Origin of the sequence: Bradyrhizobium diazoefficiens (assembly GCF_016616235.1) — a bacterium.
GTDB lineage: Bacteria > Pseudomonadota > Alphaproteobacteria > Rhizobiales > Xanthobacteraceae > Bradyrhizobium > Bradyrhizobium diazoefficiens_H.
The window spans coordinates 944,830-967,118 of the sequence record NZ_CP067100.1; the positions used below are offsets into that span (position 1 = coordinate 944,830).

Annotated in this window: 22 protein-coding genes and 1 tRNA gene; 10 read left to right on the top strand and 13 right to left on the bottom strand. The window is 65.0% G+C overall.

Going from position 1 to position 22,289, the window contains the following annotated elements; translation table 11 throughout:
* Positions 1 to 5: 5 nt before the first annotated feature.
* Together rnpA and rpmH are read right to left on the bottom strand one after the other, a co-directional pair.
* Positions 6 to 392, bottom strand: a complete 387-nt coding sequence (gene rnpA / locus JJB99_RS04430) for a ribonuclease P protein component (RefSeq protein ID WP_200497578.1) — start codon at positions 390 to 392, stop codon at positions 6 to 8.
* 28 nt (positions 393 to 420) lie between these two features.
* Positions 421 to 555 (bottom strand): 50S ribosomal protein L34, encoded by a 135-nt coding sequence (gene rpmH, locus JJB99_RS04435; RefSeq protein WP_008542748.1) that lies wholly within the window; start codon positions 553 to 555, stop codon positions 421 to 423.
* A gap of 411 nt (positions 556 to 966) precedes the next feature.
* On the opposite strand from rpmH, the gene JJB99_RS04440 reads away from it, so the two are divergent.
* Both JJB99_RS04440 and JJB99_RS04445 read left to right on the top strand, forming a co-directional pair.
* Entirely contained in the window at positions 967 to 2,466 is a 1,500-nt protein-coding gene (locus JJB99_RS04440) for a sensor histidine kinase (protein ID WP_200497579.1), read from the top strand.
* Positions 2,467 to 2,730: 264 nt separating this feature from the next.
* A tRNA-Arg gene (locus JJB99_RS04445) sits at positions 2,731 to 2,807 on the top strand.
* Between the two features lie 124 nt (positions 2,808 to 2,931).
* Here the strand turns inward: JJB99_RS04445 and JJB99_RS04450 are convergent.
* Positions 2,932 to 3,909, bottom strand: coding sequence for an AraC family transcriptional regulator (locus JJB99_RS04450; protein WP_200497580.1), 978 nt, complete (start codon positions 3,907 to 3,909; stop codon positions 2,932 to 2,934).
* Between the two features lie 385 nt (positions 3,910 to 4,294).
* Between JJB99_RS04450 and JJB99_RS04455 the strand changes: the two genes are divergently transcribed.
* Both JJB99_RS04455 and JJB99_RS04460 read left to right on the top strand, forming a co-directional pair.
* Complete coding sequence (locus JJB99_RS04455; RefSeq protein ID WP_200497581.1) at positions 4,295 to 4,459, top strand: hypothetical protein; 165 nt, start codon at positions 4,295 to 4,297, stop codon at positions 4,457 to 4,459.
* 337 nt (positions 4,460 to 4,796) lie between these two features.
* Entirely contained in the window at positions 4,797 to 6,332 is a 1,536-nt protein-coding gene (locus JJB99_RS04460) for an outer membrane protein (RefSeq protein ID WP_200497582.1), read from the top strand.
* A gap of 155 nt (positions 6,333 to 6,487) precedes the next feature.
* Here JJB99_RS04460 and JJB99_RS04465 read toward each other — a convergent pair whose 3' ends face one another.
* Positions 6,488 to 7,264 carry an IclR family transcriptional regulator gene (locus tag JJB99_RS04465; RefSeq protein WP_200497583.1) on the bottom strand — a complete coding sequence of 259 codons (777 nt, stop codon included), beginning with the start codon at positions 7,262 to 7,264 and terminating at the stop codon, positions 6,488 to 6,490.
* A gap of 137 nt (positions 7,265 to 7,401) precedes the next feature.
* On the opposite strand from JJB99_RS04465, the gene JJB99_RS04470 reads away from it, so the two are divergent.
* From JJB99_RS04470 to JJB99_RS04480, 3 genes are read left to right on the top strand one after another with little or no spacing between them, the layout of a single operon-like run.
* Positions 7,402 to 8,193, top strand: coding sequence for an enoyl-CoA hydratase/isomerase family protein (locus tag JJB99_RS04470; protein WP_200497584.1), 792 nt, complete (start codon positions 7,402 to 7,404; stop codon positions 8,191 to 8,193).
* Between the two features lie 3 nt (positions 8,194 to 8,196).
* On the top strand, positions 8,197 to 10,281 hold the full coding sequence (locus tag JJB99_RS04475) for an acetate--CoA ligase family protein (RefSeq protein ID WP_200497585.1): 2,085 nt from the start codon (positions 8,197 to 8,199) through the stop codon (positions 10,279 to 10,281).
* 22 nt (positions 10,282 to 10,303) lie between these two features.
* Positions 10,304 to 11,338: a tripartite tricarboxylate transporter substrate binding protein gene (locus JJB99_RS04480; RefSeq protein WP_200497586.1), complete on the top strand. Its 1,035-nt coding sequence runs from the start codon at positions 10,304 to 10,306 to the stop codon at positions 11,336 to 11,338.
* Between the two features lie 93 nt (positions 11,339 to 11,431).
* Here JJB99_RS04480 and JJB99_RS04485 read toward each other — a convergent pair whose 3' ends face one another.
* The 3 genes from JJB99_RS04485 to JJB99_RS04495 all read right to left on the bottom strand — a co-directional run bounded on the left by JJB99_RS04485 (position 11,432) and on the right by JJB99_RS04495 (position 14,173).
* Positions 11,432 to 11,974, bottom strand: coding sequence for a DUF2846 domain-containing protein (locus JJB99_RS04485; RefSeq protein WP_246775142.1), 543 nt, complete (start codon positions 11,972 to 11,974; stop codon positions 11,432 to 11,434).
* Between the two features lie 48 nt (positions 11,975 to 12,022).
* Positions 12,023 to 12,922, bottom strand: coding sequence for a sterol desaturase family protein (locus JJB99_RS04490; protein WP_200497587.1), 900 nt, complete (start codon positions 12,920 to 12,922; stop codon positions 12,023 to 12,025).
* A gap of 129 nt (positions 12,923 to 13,051) precedes the next feature.
* On the bottom strand, positions 13,052 to 14,173 hold the full coding sequence (locus JJB99_RS04495; RefSeq protein ID WP_200497588.1) for an AraC family transcriptional regulator: 1,122 nt from the start codon (positions 14,171 to 14,173) through the stop codon (positions 13,052 to 13,054).
* Between the two features lie 158 nt (positions 14,174 to 14,331).
* Here JJB99_RS04495 and JJB99_RS04500 point away from each other — a divergent pair, with 158 nt between their 5' ends.
* Entirely contained in the window at positions 14,332 to 14,550 is a 219-nt protein-coding gene (locus tag JJB99_RS04500; protein WP_200497589.1) for a hypothetical protein, read from the top strand.
* A 135-nt stretch (positions 14,551 to 14,685) separates the two neighbouring features.
* On the opposite strand, the gene JJB99_RS04505 is transcribed toward JJB99_RS04500, so the two are convergent.
* From JJB99_RS04505 to JJB99_RS04515, 3 genes are read right to left on the bottom strand one after another with little or no spacing between them, the layout of a single operon-like run.
* Positions 14,686 to 15,708, bottom strand: a complete 1,023-nt coding sequence (locus tag JJB99_RS04505) for an LLM class flavin-dependent oxidoreductase (protein WP_200497590.1) — start codon at positions 15,706 to 15,708, stop codon at positions 14,686 to 14,688.
* A 37-nt stretch (positions 15,709 to 15,745) separates the two neighbouring features.
* A complete protein-coding gene (locus JJB99_RS04510; RefSeq protein ID WP_200500046.1) occupies positions 15,746 to 16,390 on the bottom strand; it encodes a class I SAM-dependent methyltransferase in 645 nt (214 codons plus the stop codon).
* A gap of 57 nt (positions 16,391 to 16,447) precedes the next feature.
* Positions 16,448 to 16,903: an Rrf2 family transcriptional regulator gene (locus JJB99_RS04515; protein ID WP_200497591.1), complete on the bottom strand. Its 456-nt coding sequence runs from the start codon at positions 16,901 to 16,903 to the stop codon at positions 16,448 to 16,450.
* Between the two features lie 123 nt (positions 16,904 to 17,026).
* Between JJB99_RS04515 and JJB99_RS04520 the strand changes: the two genes are divergently transcribed.
* Positions 17,027 to 17,302, top strand: a complete 276-nt coding sequence (locus JJB99_RS04520; protein ID WP_200497592.1) for a type II toxin-antitoxin system Phd/YefM family antitoxin — start codon at positions 17,027 to 17,029, stop codon at positions 17,300 to 17,302.
* Positions 17,303 to 17,563: 261 nt separating this feature from the next.
* Here the strand turns inward: JJB99_RS04520 and JJB99_RS04525 are convergent, their stop codons facing one another.
* The gene (locus tag JJB99_RS04525) at positions 17,564 to 19,585 is read right to left on the bottom strand and encodes a YgiQ family radical SAM protein (protein WP_200497593.1); all 2,022 of its coding nucleotides are present in this window, start codon (positions 19,583 to 19,585) and stop codon (positions 17,564 to 17,566) included.
* A 232-nt stretch (positions 19,586 to 19,817) separates the two neighbouring features.
* On the opposite strand from JJB99_RS04525, the gene JJB99_RS35980 reads away from it, so the two are divergent.
* Complete coding sequence (locus JJB99_RS35980; RefSeq protein ID WP_210347638.1) at positions 19,818 to 19,982, top strand: hypothetical protein; 165 nt, start codon at positions 19,818 to 19,820, stop codon at positions 19,980 to 19,982.
* Between the two features lie 63 nt (positions 19,983 to 20,045).
* On the opposite strand, the gene JJB99_RS04530 is transcribed toward JJB99_RS35980, so the two are convergent.
* Positions 20,046 to 20,711, bottom strand: coding sequence for a GntR family transcriptional regulator (locus tag JJB99_RS04530; RefSeq protein WP_200497594.1), 666 nt, complete (start codon positions 20,709 to 20,711; stop codon positions 20,046 to 20,048).
* Positions 20,712 to 20,718: 7 nt separating this feature from the next.
* Complete coding sequence (locus JJB99_RS04535; protein WP_200497595.1) at positions 20,719 to 22,131, bottom strand: FAD-binding oxidoreductase; 1,413 nt, start codon at positions 22,129 to 22,131, stop codon at positions 20,719 to 20,721.
* Positions 22,132 to 22,289 lie beyond the last annotated feature (158 nt).

Here is a 22,289-nt window from a genome sequence, read left to right on the forward strand (position 1 = left end):
CGTCATCAATCCGGTTTGCGGCTGGTCGCTGCGGCGTGACCTGGCCTCTGGCCGCGCGCCTTGGCCGTATGCCGCGCGGGCTTGGTAAACGCTATGCGCAGATCGTCGAGCATGGTCGTGAAGTCGCGCGAGAGCGCGTCCCTTCGGCCGACCAGCACATAATCATGATGGGGCTGCATCGACACCGGATCGAGCCGCTTCACGAGTTCGCGAAGCCGGCGCCGGATGCGATTGCGCTCGGGGGCGTTGCCGTTCTTTTTGGTGACGGTGAAGCCGATTCTGACAGGGCCGAAATCGTCGCGGCGGCGGCTTTGCAGGACGAACGCGGGACTATTCACCCGCGCGCCATTGGCAACGGCGAGGAAATCCGCCCGCTGCCTCAGCCGATCCATGATGAAATCCCAAAAATGGGGGTCCGGCTCAGGCGCTCAGACGCTTGCGGCCGCGGGCGCGGCGGGCGGCGAGGACCTTGCGGCCGCCGGCAGTGGCGAGACGGGCACGGAAACCGTGACGGCGCTTGCGCACCAGTTTGCTGGGTTGATAAGTCCGCTTCACGGGTTTTTCTCCGCTGACCGGGCAATTTGCCTGTAGAATTGATGGTAAAGTCCGGAAGATGCGGCCCAAAACGGGCCCTTTTCGGCCCCAAGAGAGCCGCTCCCGGCGTCACACCGGGTCATCGCGGACAATTTGCGCGGCTTATAAGCGAGCGTCTTGTTTTCGTCAACGCCGCAAGAGCGCGCTGTTCCGGCCAATATCGCTGTTCGTGCGGGCTTTTTAACCCATGAGGTAGCGACTCGCGGCGCCCGTGATTACATCCCACCTTGGCAGATTAGCGATCTGTAATTTGACCGGGCCGGGGGCGGACCGCATCCTTCCTCAGCCAGATCGTTCACCGGGCAAGTCGCTTACTGGGCAAGTCGCTCACTGGGCAAGTCGTTTACGGACAAGGCAGCGAGGACGAATTTCGTGGCAACGACAGACCGCCAGCCGATCCAGGATGTGGATCAGCCGGATCCGCCGGCGGCGCGGCCGCGTGGAGCAGGCGGGCTCGGACTGTCGGGCAAGCTGCTGCTGCTGACCGTGCCGCTGGTGATGATTGCGGCGATCCTGCTCTACGTGCCCGCGATTGCGAACTTCTGGGTCAACCGGCTGAACGATCGCGTCGCGGCGGCGAACACGGCGGCGCTGGTGCTCGATGCCGCGCCGCTCGGCATGGTGCCCGATTCGCTGTCGCGCGAGATCCTGAAGAGCATCAATGCCCGCGCCGTCGCCATCAAGATGGGCCAGCAGCGCCGGCTGCTCGCCAGCGACAATCTGCCTACTGCGATCGACCATGACGTCGATCTACGCGACATGACGGTGTGGGAGGCGATCACCGGCTCGTTCCAGATGATGCTGGAGACCGGCAACCAGCCGATCCGCATCGTCGGCCCCGGCGTCGGCAATGCCCAGTTCGTCGAGATCGTGACCGACGAATTGCCGCTGCGGCAATCGATGTACCGTTTCTCCCGCAATGTCGTGGTGGTGGCGCTGGTCATCGGCGTGCTGACCGCCGGCCTGGTCTATCTCGCGCTCCATTATTTGTTCGTGCGTCCGATGCGGCGGCTGACCGCGAGCTTGGTCGGCTTCCATGAAAACCCCGAGAGCTCGGCCGGGATCATCGTGCCCAGCCAGCGCAGCGACGAAATTGGCGTCGCCGAGCGCGAACTGTCGGACATGCAGCGCGATCTGATGTCGATGCTGCATCAGAAGAGCCGGCTCGCCGCCCTTGGCCTCGCCGTGTCCAAGATCAACCACGATTTGCGCAATTTGCTGGCCTCGGCGCAGCTCTTGTCCGATCAGCTCGCCAGTGTGCCGGACCCGCGGGTGCAGCGCTTTGCGCCAAAACTGGTGCGCTCGCTCGAGCGGGCCATCGCGTTCTGCCAGTCGACACTCTCTTATGGCCGCGCCCAGGAGGCCGCGCCCGACCGCCGCATGATCCTGATCGAGCCCGTGGTGATGGAGGTGCGCGAGACGGCGGGCCTTGCCAACGACGCCTCGATCGCCTGGGTCGCCGCGATCGAGCGTGGGCTCGCGGTCGATGCCGATCCCGACCAGCTGTTCCGCGTGCTGCTCAACCTCGTCCGCAACGCCGCGCAGGCGCTGGAAAGCCATGCCTCGGGCGACGGCGGCGTGCAGCAGATCCGGATCACCGGAAAGCGCGAAGGCGCCGTCGCCATCATCGAGGTCTCCGACACCGGCCCCGGCGTGCCGCAGAAGACAAGGGAGCACCTGTTCGAGGCGTTCCAGACCTCCGGCCGCCCCGGCGGCAGTGGGCTCGGCCTTGCCATCGCCGCGGAGCTGGTGCGCGCCCATGGCGGCGACATCCATCTGGTCGAAGGCACCATCGGCGCCACCTTCCGCATCGTTATCCCCGACCGCCCCGTGGAACTGCTTTCGATCCGCAACGAGCGGCAGCGGGCGTAGCTCGGCCAGCGGCCGAGCGTCTCCCGTCATTCCGGGACTCGCGAAGCGAGAAGTGCGGAATCCCGAGGTTTGGCGCGGGATTCCGGGTTCGATGCTGCGCATCGCCCCGGAATGACGCCGAAAACCGTCATCTTCCTGCAAAATCTCCCCATCCCGGACCTTGCCAACAGCGATAAGAGCGGTTAGTCAAAGCGCTCTTTCGCACCCCTCCGGCGCTGTCCGGAGGCTGCCTGCGGGCCAAGGCCCGCACTGTTCGCGAAACACGCGCCCGTAGCTCAGCTGGATAGAGCATCAGACTACGAATCTGAGGGTCGGACGTTCGAATCGTTCCGGGCGCGCCATTTCTTCGCCAGACCCCGCTGTGGTCCGGACCCAGCGACTCTCTCCCGCTCTCCATGCAGGTTCGTCGCCGTCGTAACTCGACGCATGTTTGAAGCGCCAATGCGATTGCCGGAAGGGAGCGATTCACAAGGCATCCGGTCGCCCGCGCGCGGCCGTTGGCGTCAAACCGAAACGTCGGCGAAAGCGGCGATTGAAATAGGAGATTTCACTGAAACCGCATGCTTCGGCGATTTCGCCGATCTTCATTCGGTCGCTGCGAGAATCAGACAGCATGTCGCGGGCGCGCTGCAGCCGCAGTTCCAGCACGCGCTCGGTGAAGGTGGATCCGGCCTCCTGCAGCAAGGTTTGAACATAGCGCGGCGTGACGCCGAGCCTGGACGCGATCTCGTCCGGGGAGAAGTCGGGGTTGGCGAAGCCGGCCCGAATACTCGCAAGGATGTCCTGAAGGCGAGCGGCACGCAGGCCGCGCATATGCGCGATTTCGCTGGCATCCCGGCCGGCTCCCAGCGCGAGCGTCATGAGGTCGAGCAGCGTCGTTTCGATGTGCGCGGTCAGATCGGGGTCATCGCCCGGTCCACCCGATTCGACCAGAAGCGTCAGATAGCGGCCCAAATGCCGCATCGCTGGAGTCCGGGAATCAAGCGGCTTGGCGACGAGGTCTTCCAGACCGGCGACATGATCTTCCAGACGTGGCTGGGGAATCGCCAATTGCAAAAATCCGTTGCGATCGCGGGTACGCAAATCGACCGGATCGTTGCAACTGCCAAGCACGGCGGTTGGCGAATCGAAGCTCACCTCGCGCCCGCGCTGCGAGAACGATGCCGGGCCCGGATCGGAGCGGAAGCAGAGAAAAAAGTCCGGACGCATGGCTCGGGCAACGCTCGACGACGTGGAGAAGCGATCGGTCGTTCCTGCAAGCCGGACCAGCAAGGCGCTGCCGAATTGCGTGGCCTCGAGGTATTGCGAAAATGCGCGGTCGGGCAGGCAGGAAAGCTCCATCCCGCCAAATACGCCGTGGAGAAAATCGCGCCATTCCGACAGGCGTGCCCGGTCGTCGAATTGGGCCGGCAGGTCGTCGGTGGAAAAAGCAATCTTGTTCAAAAGTGACCTCATCCGTTGTGACGGGATGGCCCCAAGACCTCGGCGGACACGCGCTTCCGACTCTGCACGTCAACATCGCATTTGGCGTCGCATTTGAAAGCAAATAAATCGGCACGGCGCGCTTGTTCGCTTCCGGGCAAGACCAGTGCGCATCAGTCCATGGACCTGCTCTGCCCTCATCTCATGACCGGGTGGAACTCCATCAAGATCCCGCCGACCAAGCGGAGCGTTCAATTCGACTTCGGCGCAGGACTAACGGCGAGCGTCGCGCAAGGGCTAGATTGCAAGCATTCGCCTACGGCCGGATTGGTGCCGACGATTTGCCATCACCAGCCTTGCCGCTCGGCTACCTGAGCCCGTCGATTGGATTGCAGAGAGCGAGACAATGACCCTCTTCGAACTCGTCCACACAATTGCGCATGCCGAAACTCCTTCGGCCAACGATGATTCCCCGTCCGGCACTGTCATTTTCTGCGGCATCAGCCTGCTGCTAGGTGTCGTCGCATTGGTTTTTGCCTCGTTCGGGGAGCCGCCTTCCATGATGTTCTGAGGCTGCTTGTCCATGGGCGATTTGTGGCTTCTGGCTTGTATGATGTTCGTAGCGTCGAGCAACGTGGCGTGCTGCGGCCATGTGTCGACGTGGCAACATACCGACAGAATCGCGCCGAAAACGCCGATCGTCCCATTCCAGTTCGTCTCTGTGCAAACGCCATGTGCGGCTCAAGCCTAGGTTGCCCCTGATGTCATGGCGCAGAAATCGGCACAGAGCTGATGTGCCGAGGGTTCCTGCGACCATGATCAGGCCAGCAGGCCGGGCGGAGCATAGACGAACGCGCGTTTTCCAATTGCGGGCCGGACTTCAACCGCTCCGGCCGAGGGGGTGACATATGAAGAAGTTGGTGCTGGCTTCGACAGCGGTCGCGGTACTCACTGGATCGGCTCTCGCGGCCGACCTTCCAGCACGAACCACCGTCAGGGCGCCCGTGATGCCTGAGCCGGTCGCCAACTGGACCGGCTTTTATGTTTTCGGTGGTGCGGGCGGCGGATTGTGGGCCGCGGATAGCTATGAGGTCCTCAACACAGGCGGGCCCGCCGTCAGCCACAAACAGCGGTTCGGCGGCAGCGGCTATTTCGGCACGGTCGGCGCCGGTTACGACTGGCAGTTCAACAGGAGTTGGGTGGCCGGCATCTTTGCTGACGGACAATTCGGAAGTATCCGCGGCTCGATTACAGAACCCTTCATTTCTGCAGCGGGACCTGAAACGCTCAGGACCAGCTACGCCGCCGGTGTCAGGCTGGGTTATCTGGTGGCGCCAAATGTTCTGTCGTACGTCAATGCCGGTTATTCCGGCTCCGATTGGTCGGGGGCCAGCTTCTCGAGCCTGTTTCCCGCGGGCACCCGGGATTTTCTCGCCACCCCGTCGTTCCATCGCGACGGCTTTTTCGTCGGCGGCGGCGTCGAGAACAACCTCAACATCTTCGGCATCACAGCGCCGGGTTGGTTCATGAAGACCGAGTACCGCGCGGCTTACTACGACCGCATTGCGTTGCCGGAAGCATTCACCCCCGTTGGCGGACCAGATGGCTTGTCGGCGACGTTCAAGCCCATCGTGCAGACCGTCTCGACTTCACTGGTGTACCGCTTCAACACAAGCGGATCCGTTGTCGCCGCCGATCTTCCGGCGCGCACCTACACCAAGGCGCCTGTCATCCGCGAGGCGGCGGCGAACTGGACCGGCTTCTACCTCTTCGGCGGCGCCGGCGGGGGCCTGTGGAATGCCGACAGCAACGCTGTGAGCACAGGCGGAAGCCTCGGCGCCTTTGGGCCCGCGGGTACTGTTCTGACGCTTGATCAGCGCTTCGGTGGCGAGGGTTGGTTCGGAACGGTCGGCGCGGGCTATGACTGGCAGTTCAACAGAACCTGGCTGGCCGGCATTTTTGCCGATGGCCAATTCGGCAGCATTCGTGGTTCGCTGAGCGATCCGACGTTCGTGGGTGACGTCGATGGTGTCGAAAAGCTCCGCACCAGCTACGCAGCAGGCGTGAGATTGGGTTATCTCGTCGCGCCGAACGTCTTATCCTACGTCAATGGCGGCTACTCCGGTTCGGAATGGTCAGGCATGACGATGTCAAGCCCCGCCTTGCCGGCGTTCGACACGACCTCTTCCTTTCATCGTAACGGCTGGTTCATCGGGGGCGGCGCGGAGAACAGCCTCAACATTTTCGGAATCTCGGCGCCGGGCTGGTTCATGAAGACCGAATATCGCGCGGCTTTCTACAACCGCGCGACCTTGGCCACGACGTTTCTTGGTCTGGGCGGCATAACGGGCGAAGCCGTTACCTTCAAACCTTGGGTCCAGACCATCTCGACCTCGCTGGTCTACCGCTTCAACTGGGGAGGGCCGGTCGTCGCCAAGTACTGAGACAAGTACTGAGACAAGTCCCGGCCTGACCGACATCCAGGTTCAAAAACTTCGGATGAGCAGCTTCTTGTCTCTCATGCGGAACGCACACACGGGCGGCTGCCATAGCCGCGTGAATTCAACCGGTGTTGGCGACCGGGCGCCGCCGATCCGCTTCAACGGCCCGCCAGCGCCTCCTTGCACTTGGCCGCAAAGGCGTTGAGGTACGAGCCGATCTCGCTTGCCAGCGCCTCGGACCGATCCACATTTTGCAGGCTCATGTTGAGCGCGTAGACCGGAAGCCCGTCGAGCAGGATCGGCGTCGCGACGGCAAGAACGCCAGGCTGCCACGACACGGCGCAATAGCCGTTGCGCTCGACCGAGCCTATCGATCGCGCGACGTCCGCCAGCAGCGCCCTGGTGGCCGCGGCGCTGCGCCGCTTGAACTGTTTCAGCAATCGTCTGCGCTCGGTCTCGGCGATGCCGGCCAGATAGGCACGGCCCAGCGACGTCAGGTCCATCGGGACCTGCTGGCCGGCGACCACGTTGCGCAGCGCCGCGCGCGGGCTAAAGCGGATCGACTCCAGATAGACCATCATGGTCCGATCCGCGGTCGCGAGCCCGACGTTCAGCCGGCGCTTCGCCGATTCCACCCGCATCATCGCTCCGATCGCGTTGAGCACGGGCGATCCCGTCCGCATGGCGTGGCCGATGCTGATGACGGACGCGGCGAGGCGGTAGGTCCGCTCCGTGCGGACCTGGTCGAGCATGCCGGAATTGACCAGCGTTCGGGTCAGCCGGCTGACCGTCGATCGCGGCAAGCCGCATCGCTCCGCGATCTCGCCGTTGCCCAGCGTATCGACCCCGGGCCGGAACGCCCGAAGAATTTCGATGCCCCTTTCGAGCGACCGGTTGCCGTCAACCCCGCCCGCATATCTGCGCACCTGCGCCACATCCGGCCTCCCAAGCAATTCCCCGGCAAAACCATTTCCACTAAGTGGAATAGGGGGATATTCCGGATGGTGCAAGCCGCGATACGCTCGAAACAAGACGAATGCCTCGCCGCGCGACTGCAACCACGGGCTTTGCCATGTCCTATCAGCTGATCGAACTTTCCGTCGAAGCCGGTGTCGCGACGATCGCATTCAACCGGCCGGAACGACGCAACGCCATGAGCGACGAGATGCGCGCCGAGTTCGTCACTGCGCTCGAAACCGTCGCCCGCGAGAAAGCGGTCAAGGCTCTGGTGCTGACGGGGCGCGGCAACGCCTTCTGTGCCGGCGGTGACATCAGCGGAATGAAGCGCCGTCTCGAGGCGCCGCAGGGCGAGGTGGCCTTCAACGGCTGGAGCCGTCAGCAGGGCGTGCACCACGTACAGTCGTTCCTGCTCGGCCTGCCGAAGCCGACCATCGCCGCCGTCAATGGCGCCGCGGCGGGGCTCGGTGCGGACACTGCGCTCGCCTGCGATTTCGTGATGGGAACGGAACGATCGAAATTCACCTGGTCCTACATCCAGCGCGGTCTGATCCCCGATGGCGGAGGCCTGTATTTCCTGCCGCGCCGGGTCGGGCTTGCCGGGGCAAAAGAGCTGATCTTCACCGGCCGCATGGTCGAGGCCGATGAAGCGCTCGCGCTCGGCATCGTCGATCGCAAGGTGGCCTCGGCAGAATTGCTGCCGGCGGCGCAGGCCTGGGCGGCCGAGCTGGCTCAGGGATCTCCCACCGCGCTGGCGCTGGGCAAGAAGATCCTGAACGAGACGTTCGAGCACTCCGCGCATGACATTTTCAGTCTGGGCAGCCAGGCGCAGGCCATCTGCTACACCAGCGCCGAGCATCGCGAGGCCGTGACGGCGTTCCTTGCGCAATCCTCGTCGAAGGATTGAGCGATGGATGCGATCCAGCGCCTGATCCGGCCACGCAGCGTCGCAATCATCGGTGCCTCGGCGGACCCGGGCAAGACGTCGGGGCGACCGGTCGCCTATCTCCAGAAGCATGGCTTTGCGGGCAACATCTATCCCGTCAATCCGAAGGTCGCAGAGATCGGCGGCCTGGCCTGCTACCCCGATGTCGCTTCGCTGCCTGATGTGCCTGATGTCGGCATCGTCCTGCTAGGTGCGGAGCGCGCGCACATCGCAGTGCGCGACTTGTCCAGGCGCGGGGCCGCCGCGGCGATCGTTCTCGCCAGCGGCTTCACCGAGACCGGGGCGGACGGCGCCGAGCGCCAGAAGCAGCTCATGGAAGCCGCCGGATCCATGCGCCTGCTCGGGCCGAACACGATCGGCCTCGTCAATCTGACCGACAACATCGTGCTTTCGGCGTCCGGCGCGCTGGCGATGGATCACTTTCCAGCGGGCCCCATCGGCCTCGTCTCGCAAAGCGGAGGCATTTTGGGCGCTTTGCTGTCGCGCGCCGCGGCGCGCGGCATCGGCCTGTCCAAGCTGGTGTCGACCAGCAACGAAGCCGATCTCGAGCTCGCCGACTTCATCGGCTTTCTTGCCGACGACAGTGCAACCAGGGTCATTGCGCTCTATATCGAGGCGATCCGCAATCCGGCCCGCTTTCGCGAGGCGGTGCTGAAGGCGCGCCGCGCCGGTAAGCCTGTCGTTGCCTTCAAGATCGGACGATCGGAGGCGGGTGCCAAGGCGGCGGTCTCGCACACCGGGGCGCTGGCGGGCTCCGATCGCATGTACGACGCCCTGTTCAGGCAACTCGGCGTGATCCGGGCGAAAACATTCGAAGACCTGCTCGATATTCCTGCATTGCTTGCGGCCGGACGGAAGCTCCGCGGCAGGCGCGTGGCGATCCTCACCTCCACCGGCGGCGCCGGCACGATCGTATCAGACAGTCTGGGCGTCGCAAGCTTTGCAACGCCCGCACCGGATGCGGAAACGGCCGCGCAATTGCGCGCCTTGCAATCGGGATCGCATGCCGCGCTCGACCGCAATCCGATCGACGTGACGCTGGCCGGTCTGCAGCCGGATCTGCTGCGCGCCGCCATCCGCATCTTGCTCGCCAGTTCCTCCTACGATGCGCTGGCGATCATTGCCGGCTCCTCAGCCGTGGGATCGCCAGCCCTGATGGCCGATGCCATCCACGATTGTCTGCCGCTCAGCGACAAGCCCGTCATTGCCTATGTGAGTCCCTACGCTCCCGACGTGGTCTCCGTCCTCACCCGGCGCGGCGTCCCGGCCTACACGTCGGCCGAAAGCTGTGCTGCCGCGCTCGACGGGCTCTTGCAGGCCGACATGCCGGTGCAGGTCCAGACGTCAGGCGCGATCGGGACAATCGACATGAGCGACGTCCCGGCGGGATCGTTGGATGAGGCGGAGGCGAAAGCCCTGTTCGCCCGCTTCGGTATTCCCGTCGTCGCAGAGAAGGTGGTCGCAACCTCAGGCGAAGCGGAACAGGCGGCGCGGGATTTCGGCGGCCGTGCTGTGCTCAAGATCCTCTCGCGCGAGATTGCGCACAAGAGCGACATCGGCGGCGTCGCCGTTGGCCTCACCATCGATGCGATCGGTAATCGCCTGACGGTGATGGCGGACGAGGTCGAAGCGAGGACCGGGACGCGGCCCGAACGGTTCCTGCTTCAAGAAATGGTGTCGGGCGGGGTCGAAATCATTCTCGGAATGCATCGCGATCCCCTGGGCACCGCGATCCTGCTCGGAATGGGCGGCGTCACCGCCGAACTGTTCAAGGACACGACGATGCGTCTGCTTCCGCCGCAAGGCGGCCTCAGCATGCCTGAGGCTCGCGCGATGACGCGCGAGCTCATCGCATGGCCGTTGCTGGACGGCTTTCGGGGCCGCCCGAAATGTGATGTCGAAGCGCTCGCTGAGGCGATCGTCGCCTTCTCGGGCATGGTTGCGCAACTCGGCGACCGCCTCACTGAAGCCGAGATCAATCCGGTTTTCGTGCTGCCGGCGGGCCAGGGCGTGAAGGCGGCCGACGGATTGGTTGTTCTCAATGCCTGAACAGAATCGGATGGAGGTCGATATGGCCATTGGCGAAATCATCAATCACGACGTCGATCGCGGGAAGCGTTGCGCCGTGCGGCGCTGGCTGGATATCGCCGTCCTCGCCTGTGCCGTCCTGCCGGTGGTCGCGGGGCTCGGACCGGTGCCGGCGCGCGCCGAATATCCCGAAAAGATCATCAAGATCGTGGTGCCCTTCGCGGCCGGCGGCGGCACCGACATCATCGCGCGAACGACGGCGCAGGAAATCCAGGCGGACCTCGGCAAGTCCGTCATCATCGAGAACAAGCCGGGCGCCGGGACCATCATCGGCACCCAGACTGTCGCCACCAGCGAGCCCGACGGCTATTCGCTGCTGATGGCGACCTTCGCGCACGCGGTGAATCCGAGCCTGTACAACAAGCTGCCGTTCGACCCGCACAAGGATTTCGCGGCGGTCTCGCTGATCGCGCGGTCCTTCAATATCGTGGTCGTCAACCCGGCATCCAAAATCAACTCGATCTCCGATCTGATCACCGAGGCCAGGGCCAATCCGGGCAAGCTCAATTTCGGTACGTTCGGCACCGGCACCTCCGCCCATCTCGCCGGCGAGCTGTTTAATGCGATGGCGAAGGTCAAGATGACCGCGGTGCCCTACAAGGGCGCAGCGCCCGCCATCAGCGATCTCCTGGGCGGGCAGATCGACGTGATGTTCACCACGGTGGCAAGCGCGGCCTCGCTGGTGGCCGCGGGGCAGCTCCGGGCGCTGGCCGTCACGTCCGCCGAACGTTCGGCGGCGTTTCCGCAATTGCCGACCGTCGCGGAGGCCGGGGTGCCCGGCTACGCCGCGGAGTCCTGGTACGGATTGTACGCTCCGGCCAAGACCCCCGCTCCGGTGATCGCACGCCTGAATCAGGCGGTCGCAAAGGCCGTTCGGTCCGGTGCTTTCAAGCAGCTGGAGGCAAACGAAGGTCTCATCATGGTTGGAAGCGCTCCGGAAGAGCTCGATCGCTATGTCCGGCAGGAGGAAGAGCGCTGGCGCAAGCTGGTCAAGGACGCGAACATCGAGGTGCAATAAGCCTGGCATTCCGGGCCGGGAGCGGGGATCGTGTCGTCCCGATCATTGCAGGAGAGGCGACTCCTTCGCGCTTTGATCACGGCAAAATGCAGATCACGCCTTCCCGCACGCGCCGTTGCTCTGATGCAGGCTGGCGACGTCGGCGCGGCCCTGGTTTTCGGTGACCTGGACCAGCGTGATCGCGCCGGGCGTCACGATTCCCATCTGTGGTTGGGCGGAGAGATAGGTGGTGCTGCCGGCGCGCAGATCGAGGCTCACCTTCTCGCTGCCCTGCCCGAACAGATTGCTGCTCAACGGCAGATTGTTGACGGCGACCTCGTGACGGCCCGGGGGCAGATCGCAGGCCACGAATCCGGCGGCCTGACTGCCGCCAATCACGCGTCCGTCGACGGCATAGCTGGGCTGGATCGCAAATCCCAGGGCCGATGTGCGGTAGACCACCAGGCGTGCCGTATTTGACTTGACGCCGTCAGTCAGGGCCGTGCTGCCCATCGGCCCCGATGCGCACCCTGCAAGCAAGGTGGCCACGACCACGATCCCCATCCGCCAACGCATTCTCGCCCCGAATTCCAATGGTCCCCGGGCATCATTGGCTGGGGTGGTGGCTGAAGTCAATTGCGACTTCAGGTCGTGCAAGCATCGTTTCGCGCCGGCGCCAACCGTCATGAGTCGCGGCGCGCGATGTCAGGCAGGAGAGGCGGGCCTTCGAAACCGGCAGGTGTTTGCATCAGGTGTGACGACAGGCACCGGCGGTTCGCCGCGCGGCGGACCGATCAGGCAGGCGAGCCGGTCACGCCAGGAGGTCGAGCGCCAGAGATCGCGCGCCAGAGCCGTCCATTCGTGAAACGCGATCACGATCGGATTGTTGGAGCGCAGCGGCGTGACGAGGCCGTAACGGCACGGCAGATCGTCGCGCTCTGCGACGAAGGTGCCGAACATCCGGTCGAACACGATGAAGATGCCGCCGTAATTGCGGTCGAGATATTCCGCGTTGCAGGCGTGGTGCACGCGATGATGCGAGGGCGTGTTGAGCACATATTCCAGCCAGCCGAGCTTCGGAATCCACTCCGCGTGCAGCCAGAACTGGTAGAGCAGATTGACGGCGGCGGCGGTGAACACCGGGCCTGGGGCGAAGCCGAGCCAGATCATCGGCACGAAGAAGATCGCGGTGCCGGTCAGCCGCCCGGTCCAGCCGAAGCGGTAGGACGCCGCGAGGTTGAACTCGTTCGAGGAATGGTGGATGGCGTGCGTCGCCCAGAACCAGCGCACGCGGTGGCTGCAACGATGGAACCAGTAATAGCTGAAATCCTGGGCAATCACGAGCACGGCCACGGCCAGCGGACCGTTCAGCGGCACGGTGAACAGCCGATGCTTCCAGGCCAGCTCGACCAGCGGCTGCGCCAGGCTGAGCGGCACGATGGCGTAGACGAAATATTCCCGGCCGAGCGCGTCCGCGAGCGAGGCCAAATAGGCGCGCCAGTCGTACTCGCGTCGCATCACCAGGGCCAGGACCAGGCCTTCCAGCGTCGCGATCACGATCAGGGCGGGAAGGGCGAATTTCAGCACCTGGAGCAGCAGCGTCATGGCAATCTCCGTATCGCAGGCGCGCGGCCTGCCCGGAGGACAGCTTGCATGGCGAAGATGCCGCGGCGCGCCGATTCCTGACGGCGGATTGCCGATTCCTGCAAACGGTCGCTCGGGATCAGGAATCGGTCAGGTCTCGGCCGCATGCGGTCCGACGGCCGCATCTGGTCCCACGGCCACACGCGATTGGACGGCCCCTTCCGCGCCGGCAAGACGCGTCCGCCGGTACTCCGAGGGCGTCAGCCCGGTCCGGACCTTGAAGGCGCGATTGAAGGGACCGATCGAGCCGAAGCCGGCATCGAGCGCGATGGTCAGGATCGGGACGCCGGCTTGCGCCGGATCGCTCAGTGCGGCTTCGGCCTCAGCCAGCCGGTAGCCGTTGACGAAGGCGTTGAAATTGCGGTGGCCGAGCTGGCGGTTGATCAGATGGCGCAGCCGGTACTCCGGAATGTCGAGCTTTTGCGACAAGGACGCGATGCTCAGGTCCGGCTCGCGGAAGACCTTGTCGTGGTCGAGCACATGTTGAAGCGCGGCGAGTTGCGCCGCTTCCGGCCCGGTTGCCGGTGCCGCCGGCCGCGAATCCGATGGAAGCGGCGATGGCGTTGCCCGGAGCGCCGCAGGCGCCAGCTGTGTCTCGGCCGCAATGATCGAGCCCAGCACGGCGAACAGGAAGATCACTATCGTCAAAGTGGCGGCATTGGCGAGGCTGACCGGCGCTGCCGAGAGGCCGCCGGGCCAGAGCCAGTCCGATGCGATCGCGACCAGCGCATAGAGCACGGTAACAGCGGCGTACCAGATGCGAAGCCGCCGCCGCCCTTCCACTAGGTCGATCGCGCGCCCCGACAAGGCATGCCAGGCGCCGAGCAGCAGGAAGGCCACCGACAGGCCGGTGCGTACCACGTCGACTTCCATCGGGTGCTTGAACTGGTCCATCAAGGCGAGCCCCACCAGCGCCAGCCAGCCAAGCGCATGGTACCAGCGCGGCCGAAACTCGTCGGTGAACATCGCGCCCATGGCGATCCAGAACGCGGCCGGCACGCCGGCGCTGACGATTGCGACCGGAATGCGCAGGCGCAGATCCAGCGTACCGAAGCCGGGGGCCGATTCGACGATATAGGCCGCAATCCCCGCTGCCAGCGGCGCGGCATAGCGGCTCACGGCATCGCGCCGCGCGCTCCGAGCGGCGACCGTCGCGCGAAGAAGAAGGATGACGACCGCTCCTCCACGCAATGCAGCTTCCAGGGTCGTCATGCAATTCAAGGGTCCGGCTGGATTGTCGCGCGGACAGGAGAATTGCATCAGGGGTGGTCGTGTCAACAGGGGCAAGTCGTGGCGACGGGCCCATCGCAGGAACTTCCAGTTTTTCCCGGCGTTGGGCCGGCGGCTCGCATAGGCGGGCGGCGCGCGACATGAAGAACCTTTCCAACACGGAATTTTCCCCTGAGGTGATCGAGCTCATGAGCGCCGCCCTGCAAGCTGCGGTCGCAACCTTGCCGGAGCCTGTGCATTCCTCGCATGTCAACGCGCTCGCCGAATCCATCCTGCGCACGGCCGGTGCGGGCGAACGTAACGTTGCTGACCTCCAGAGGATCGCCTTGATGGAGCTGCAGCTGGCACCGCGCAAGTGACGGGCTGCGCTGGCGGCCTTTCAGCAGGAACTGGCAGGCCTGGAAGCCCGGCATACGAGACATCCCGGCTTGGGGGCGTGGCTGGAGAAGATCAGGACCAGCAGGAGCTGGCCTGACGTGAGCCGGTGGAGTGCCTCACCGCCACCCCAGCGCCGGCGCGACGTGTGTCAGGATCGCCTCGATCGCATGCGCGCAGTAGTCGACCCCGAGCTGGTTCGGAATCGTCAGCAGCAGCGTGTCGGCCTCCGCGATCGCCTCGTCCTGCCCGAGCTGCTCGATCAGCACATCGGGCTCGGCCGCATAGCTTCGGCCGAAGATCGCGCGGGTGCGCGGGTCGATGAAGCCGATCTGGTCTTCGCCGCCGCGCTCCCCGCCGAAATAGGCGCGGTCGCGATCGTCGATCAGCGCGAAGATGCTGCGGCTCACGGAGACGCGGGGATCGCGGATGTGGCCGGCTTCTTTCCATGCCGCACGATAGGCGCGGATCTGCGCGGCCTGCTGCACGTTAAACGCCTCGCCGGTCTCGTCGTTCTTCAGCGTCGAGCTCTGCAAGTTCATGCCGAGCTTGGCCGCCCAGACAGCGGTCGCGTTCGAGCCGGCGCCCCACCAGATCCGCTCGCGCAGGCCTTGCGCATGCGGCTCGAGGCGCAGGAGGCCCGGCGGGTTCGGAAACATCGGCTGCGGATTGGGCTCGGCAAAGCCTTCACCGCGCAACAGGTCGAGAAAGACTTCCGCGTGGCGCCGGCCCATGTCGGCATCGCTCTGGCCCTCGGCCGGGCGATAACCGAAGTAGCGCCAGCCATCGATCACCTGCTCGGGCGAGCCGCGGCTGATGCCGAGCTGCAGCCGTCCGCCGGCGATGAGATCGGCGGAGCCCGCGTCCTCCACCATGTAGAGCGGGTTCTCGTAACGCATGTCGATCACGGCCGTGCCGATCTCGATCCTGCTCGTCTTGGCGCCGACCGCGGCAAGCAGCGGGAAGGGCGAAGCGAGCTGCCGCGCGAAATGATGCACGCGGAAATAGGCGCCGTCGGCGCCAAGCTGTTCCGCCGCGACCGCAAGCTCGATCGATTGCAGCAGCGTATCCGCCGCCGAGCGAGTCTGCGATTGCGGCGAGGGTGTCCAGTGTCCGAAGGAGAGGAATCCGATCTTTTTCATGCGGGCAGTCTATCAGTGTTGGCGCGGCAGGGTCGTATCACGCGTACGCGACCCAGCCGCGGAAGGTGAAGCCGGTGTAGAACAGAGTTGGGGCGGAGAAGCCAGCGTCGCGCAGGATCGCCTCATCCTGCTCCGGCGGCAGAATGCTCAATTGCCTGATCGCGGTGCGGGCGGCGGCCGCCTTGTCTGGCTCGACACCGGATGCGGCCAGGAACGCGGAATAACGCGAGAACCAAAGCGGCTGCTCGTCGCCGCCGCCAGGGATACTGAAATGGGCCGCCACGAACGGCGCGCCCGGCTTGAGGCGGCGGCGGATTTCGAAGGCTGTTCGCCGCCGTTCTTCGGCGCTCACGAAGTGCAGGGTCAACAGGCAGGTGGCCCCGTCGAACGGCCCCTCCGGCGCATCGTCGATATAGCCTTGATGCAGATGCGCGCGCGACGCCAGCGGGCCCAGCGTCTGCCCGGCGAGGTCGAGCATCGCTGCGGAGGGGTCCACGCCGTCAAACGTCCAGCGCGGCTGCGCCTGCGCAAATGCCTTCAATTCCAGGCCGCCGCCGGCGCCGAGAACGAGCACTCTGGCATCTTCGGCTGCGCGCTCGGCCAGAAGGATCGCCGCCATGGACAGCATGGAATTGTAGCCGGGAACGAACCGCGGCGGTCCTTCCGTATAGTTCGCCACCATCTTCGGATCGGAGAACGCGGTTTGAATGTCGGTCACGATGTGGCCCTGTTGGATTGATCACGGATGCGCGCTCATGCCCTGATGCTTCCGCGACCCGAGGCGCTTGCGCAGATCGTCGCTCAGCATCGCCAGCGTCACCTCGCCAAAGCGCGACAGCAGCAGCGTCTCGGCATCGCCAAAAGCCTGATCGAGCGCGGCATTGACGGCCTGCTCGACAAGGCAGCCGGGCGCCTCCGTCCGATTGCCCATCGCGAGAAGCGAGGGACTGCCGAGCGCGGCGTAGACGTCGCGCAGTGTCACTCTCGAAAGATCGCAAGCCAGCGACCAGCCGCCGCCATGCCCCTTCTCGGAGCGGACATAGCCGAGGTCCCGCAGCCCCGCCATGATGCGGCGGATCACCACCGGATTGGTGTCCATGGCTTTCGCCAGAGTCTCGGATGTGAAGGGCCCGGGCTGCTGCGCCATGTGCAGGAGCACGTGGAGCACGCCCGACAGGCGGCTGTCTCGTTTCATGTAACTTTGTATGTTACATGACGATACCGAAGTCAACCGTGTGGACGACGTCCAGGTATTCTACGATGTTTCCGGCGCGACCGTCGAAATTCTGGCGATCGTTGCCAAATCGGAGGCCGAGTCATGGCTCGCACAATTCGGAAGTCCGGAGTGAAAGAAGTCCCGCTCTCAGCGATCAAGGATGATCTGTCCCGCTATCTCCGTGAAGCGGAAACGCAGGAGATCGTCATCACGCGTCATGGCAAGCCGGCTGGCGTGCTGATTGGGTTCGAATCGGAGGACGACTGGTTCGAGTACCGTTTGGAGCACGATCCCCGTTTCCTGCAGCGCGTCGAACAGGCGCGGAACAGCCTGCGTGCGGGACGCGGTGTGAAGCTCGAAGATATCGATACAGAGTAGCGCGGGGCTCGCCGATCCCGCAGCGCCGATGATGCCATCATGCGCCTGTTTTGCCCGACGGGTCAACCGATTCGTAAAACCGGAAAGGCGCGCAATGACTTTCCGAAGGGGGCACTCCGCCAGACAACAAGCGAAAGCGCGATGACGCTTCATCGCAATCTCGTCACGCTTCAAGTCGTTGATTTTGCTGTCCCCGGCTACTGTGCATGGGGTTGTTTTCGATTTTTGTTTGAGAGCACCAAGGCAAAGGGCTCCCGCCCGCTACTTCATCACCCGCACGCCCTTGGTCGTGAACCGCTGCGTCTTGCCGCCGGGGCGGATGGGACGCTTGGTGCCGGCGGCCTTGCCGGTGCCGGGCGGCTGATATGCGGGGACGAGCTGGTGGGGCTGTGAGCCGATCAGATCGCGGCGGCCCATCTGGATCAATGCCTCGCGCAGCACCGGCCAATTGTCGGGGTCGTGGTAGCGCAGGAACGCCTTGTGCAGGCGGCGCTGGCGCAGGCCCTTGATCGCCTCGACCTTGTCGCTGCCGCCGCGGCGCACGCCGCGCAAGGGATTGACGCCGGTGTGGTACATCGCGGTTGCGGTCGCCATCGGTGAGGGCAGGAAGGTCTGCACCTGATCGGCGCGGTAGCGGTTCTTCTTCAGCCACAGCGCGAGGTTCATCATGTCCTCGTCGGTCGTTCCGGGATGCGCCGCGATGAAGTACGGGATCAGGTAATATTTCTTGCCGGCCTGCTCGGCCGCCGCATCGAACATCCGCTTGAACTTGTCATAAGCGCCGATGCCCGGCTTCATCATCTTGTCGAGCGGGCCGCGCTCGGTATGCTCCGGCGCGATCTTCAGATATCCGCCGACGTGATGGGTGACGAGCTCCTTGATGTATTCGGGGCTCTCGACCGCCAGGTCGTAGCGCACGCCGGAGGCGACCATCACCTTCTTGATGCCCTTGGTCTCGCGCACCTTGCGATAGAGCCGGATCAGATCGTCATGCGAGGTGTTGAGGTTCGGGCAGATCTCCGGGAACACGCAGGACGGCCGCCGGCATGCGGCCTCGACCTTCGGGTCCTTGCACGCCATCCGGTACATGTTCGCGGTCGGGCCGCCGATGTCGGAGATCACGCCGGTGAAGCCCGGCGTCTTGTCGCGAATTTTTTCGATCTCGCGCAGGATCGAGCCTTCCGAGCGATTCTGGATGATGCGGCCCTCATGCTCGGTAATCGAGCAGAAGGTGCAGCCGCCGAAGCAGCCGCGCATGATCGTCACCGAGAACTTGATCATGTCCCACGCGGGAATCTTCGCATCGCCATAGGAGGGATGCGGCGCGCGCGCGTAGGGCAGATCGTAGACCGCGTCCATCTCCTCGCTGGTCAGCGGGATCGGCGGCGGGTTGAGCCAGAGGTCGCGGTCGCCGTGCCGCTGCACCAGCGGCCGCGCATTGCCGGGATTGCTCTCCCGGTGCAGCACGCGCGAGGCGCGGGCGTAGGCTTCCTTGTCCTGCTCGACCTGCTCCAGCGCCGGCAGCCGGATCACGGTCAAGCCCTTCTGGCGCGTTGCGCCTTCGTCGGCGGACTCGAGATCGTCGGCGTGCAGCTCGGTGTAGTCCGCAGGCACCTTGCGGAACAGCGCCACGCCCCTGATGTCGTCGAGCGCGCGCGGCGCTTCGCCGGCGGCGAGACGCTGCGCGACTTCGACGACGGCGCGCTCGGCATTGCCGTAGAGCAGCAAGTCCGCCTTGGCGTCGGCCAGCACCGAGCGGCGCACCTTGTCGGACCAGTAATCGTAATGCGCGATCCGGCGCAGCGAAGCCTCGATGCCGCCGAGCACGATCGGGGTGTCCTTGAACGCCTCGCGGCAGCGCTGGGCGTAGACGATGGTGCAGCGGTCGGGCCGCTTGCCGCCTTCGCCGCCGGCCGTGTAGGCGTCGTCGCTACGGATGCGCCGGTCCGCGGTGTAGCGGTTCACCATGGAATCCATGTTGCCGCCGGTGACGCCGAAGAACACTTTTGGCTTGCCGAGCGCCTTGAACGGCTCGGCCGAATGCCAGTCCGGCTGCGCGATGATGCCGACGCGAAAACCCTGCGCCTCCAGCAGCCGGCCGATGATCGCCATGCCAAAGCTCGGATGGTCGACATAGGCATCCCCGGTCACCAGCACGATGTCACAGGCGTCCCAGCCGAGCGCATCCATCTCGGCACGGCTCATGGGAAGGAACGGCGCCGGCTTGCGCGGGCGCGCCTCGGCCATCAGGGGCTTTTCGGCGGCGACGATCTGGATGTCCATGGCGCCTACGCATAGGACTCCGGGCCGGCGAATACAACCGCCGGGCGCTTGAAAGATCAGGGTTCCGGGGTGGCAGTCCGAGCCTGCGCGTCAGGAACCAACAGCCTCCGCGAACATTGTGAGCTGGGCACCCGCGCGAGCCCCGCTTGCGCGCGCCTCGACAATCCCCGCGCCAAGCCCGAGGCCGGATTTTTGCCCCCGATGCTCGCTTTTTGGGGGCGATGGGGGACTTGTGAGTACGGTCATAGAGAACTTGCTGGCACGGAAGCAAAAGCTCGTGGAGGAACTCGAGAAGGCGCAAGTCGTCGAGGACCGCGACAGGATCGAGCACCAGCTTGAGCAGATCAACACGGCGCTGGATTTTCTGGACCGCCCGGGATCGAAGGACGCGCGTTAGAGCATGATCCGGAAACTGTGAAGCGGTCTTCCGGAAAGATCATGCTCAAACGACCTGAGGCGCTCAACCCACCTTCAGCGCTCTGGCATAGACCGTACCCGAATTGGTGATGTGCGTCGTCATCAGCGCTTCGAACGCGGCGAACTCGCCGCGCGCGAACAGGTCGAGCAGCCTGCGATGCTCGTCGAAGGACGAGCGGGTGCGCACGTCGATCGGCGAGGTCAGATTGGTGCGCAGCGCGGCGACGCGGCCCGCGACGAGCTGGTAGGACTCGGCGAGATAGCGGTTGCCGCAATGGGCGAACAGTCCCTCGTGGAAGGCGGCGTCGGCGCGGCCATAGGCGATGTTGTCCTTTGCCGCAACCGCTGGCTCCATCGCCGCGATCGCCTCACTCATCGTCCCGAGCGCGCCGTCGCGATCATGGCGAAAGGCGAACTCGGCCGCCTTGGGCTCGAGCGCGATGCGGAAGGCGCAGAGCGCTGTGATGTCGTCCGCGCTCGGAGTGAAGACAAAACTGCCGACCTGCGGCCGGATCACGACGAGCCCCTGCGCCTGCAGCTGGCCCATCGCTTCCCGCACCGGCGTGCGGCTGACGCCGAAGGCGTTCGCCACCATCTCCTCGGAGATGGCAGCTCCCAGCGCGAACTCGCCGTCGATGATGGCCTGCCGCAGCCGCTGCATCACGCGCTGCGACAGCGATTTCGGCGTATCGAGCTTGAGCGATCGCATAAGGCGCTCAGATCACCTTGCCGGGATTGAGCAAATGATCGGGATCAAGCGCCGCCTTCAGCGTCCGCATCAGCGCGATCTCGGCCTCGCTCCGGGCGTGGCCCAGCCATTGCTTCTTCAGCGTGCCGATGCCGTGCTCGGCGGAGACGCTGCCGCCCATCTCGCGGACGAGGCCGTAGATGACCGCGTCCATCGCGTCCTTCGGCTGCTGCGCGACGGTGAGGCCGGTGACCCAGGAAACCAGATGCAGATTGCCGTCGCCGATATGGCCGTAATAGACGCTCTCGCAGCCCTTGATGGCGGAGGCCAGGGCTGCCTTGCAGCGCGTGGCAAACTCGTCCATCCGCGCGACCGCAAGGCCGATGTCGTAGGAGATGTGCGGACCCAGCACCTGGCCGAATTCGGCGCAGATGTCGCGCACGCGCCAGAAGCCTTGCGTCTGCGCCAGCGATTGCGCCACGGCGGCGTCCGCCAGCAGCCCGCGCTCCATCAGCTCTTCGAGCCAGGCCTGGAAGCGTGGCGCATCGAGGCTCTCGTCGGTGCCCTGCGCTTCCACCAGCACATAGAGACCGTGGTCAGCGGCGACCGGCGGCCTCACGCCGGCGCGCGCCGTGATGACGTCCCAATAGTCCGGCCACATCACCTCGAAGGCTGACAGCAGCGGGCCGAGCCCGCTGCGCGCGGCGCCGAGCAGATCGATCACCGCGGCATAGTCCTTCAGCGCGCAGAGCGCAGCCATGGTCGAGCGCGGCTTCGGAAACAGTCTTAGCACCACGCGGGTGATGATGCCGAGCGTGCCTTCCGAGCCGATGAAGAGATGCTTGAGGTCATAGCCGGCATTGTTCTTCATCAGCTTGTTGAGGCTGGTGATGATGGTGCCGTCGGGCAGAACCGCCTCCAAGCCGAGCACCAGCTCGCGCGTCATGCCGTAGCGGATCACGCGGTTGCCGCCGGCATTGGTCGAGAGGTTGCCGCCGATCGCGCAGGAGCCGCGCGAGCCGAGATCGAGCGGAAAGAACAGGCCGGCCTCGTCCGCCGCCTTCTGGATCGTCTCCAGCGGCGTGCCTGATTTCACCGTCATCGTCATCGAGGCACGATCGATCTCCTCGATGCCGCTCATGCGCTCCAGCGAGATCGCGACCCAGCCGGCCTCCGGCGAGGCACCGCGGCACAGTCCGGTCAATCCGCCCTGCGGCACGAAGGGCAGGCGCGCCTGCCGGCAGGTTGCAATCGCGTCGGCAACGCCCTGCGCATCGAGCGGGCGGATCACCGCCAGCGGCGTCTGCGGCAGGCTCGCGCTCCAGTCGTTGCAATTGCGCGCGGGCACGTCGGTACCGGTCAGCACCGCCGCTGCGCCAAGTTTGTCGCGCAGCGCGCCGAGCAATTGGCCGGGATGTTCGATGGGGGTCACCATGTTCATGCAGACCTCCTCCAAATTCAGCTGCGCCTCATGCGCGCCGTGACGGTGGAAAGGATTGTGTCCATCTTGTATGTAAGGTACAAGAGCGAAAGTAAAGCAGAACGAGGCCCGGAAGTCCCTCATGATCGTTGGAGATCAGGGGCTTGGTCCGGAGAGAG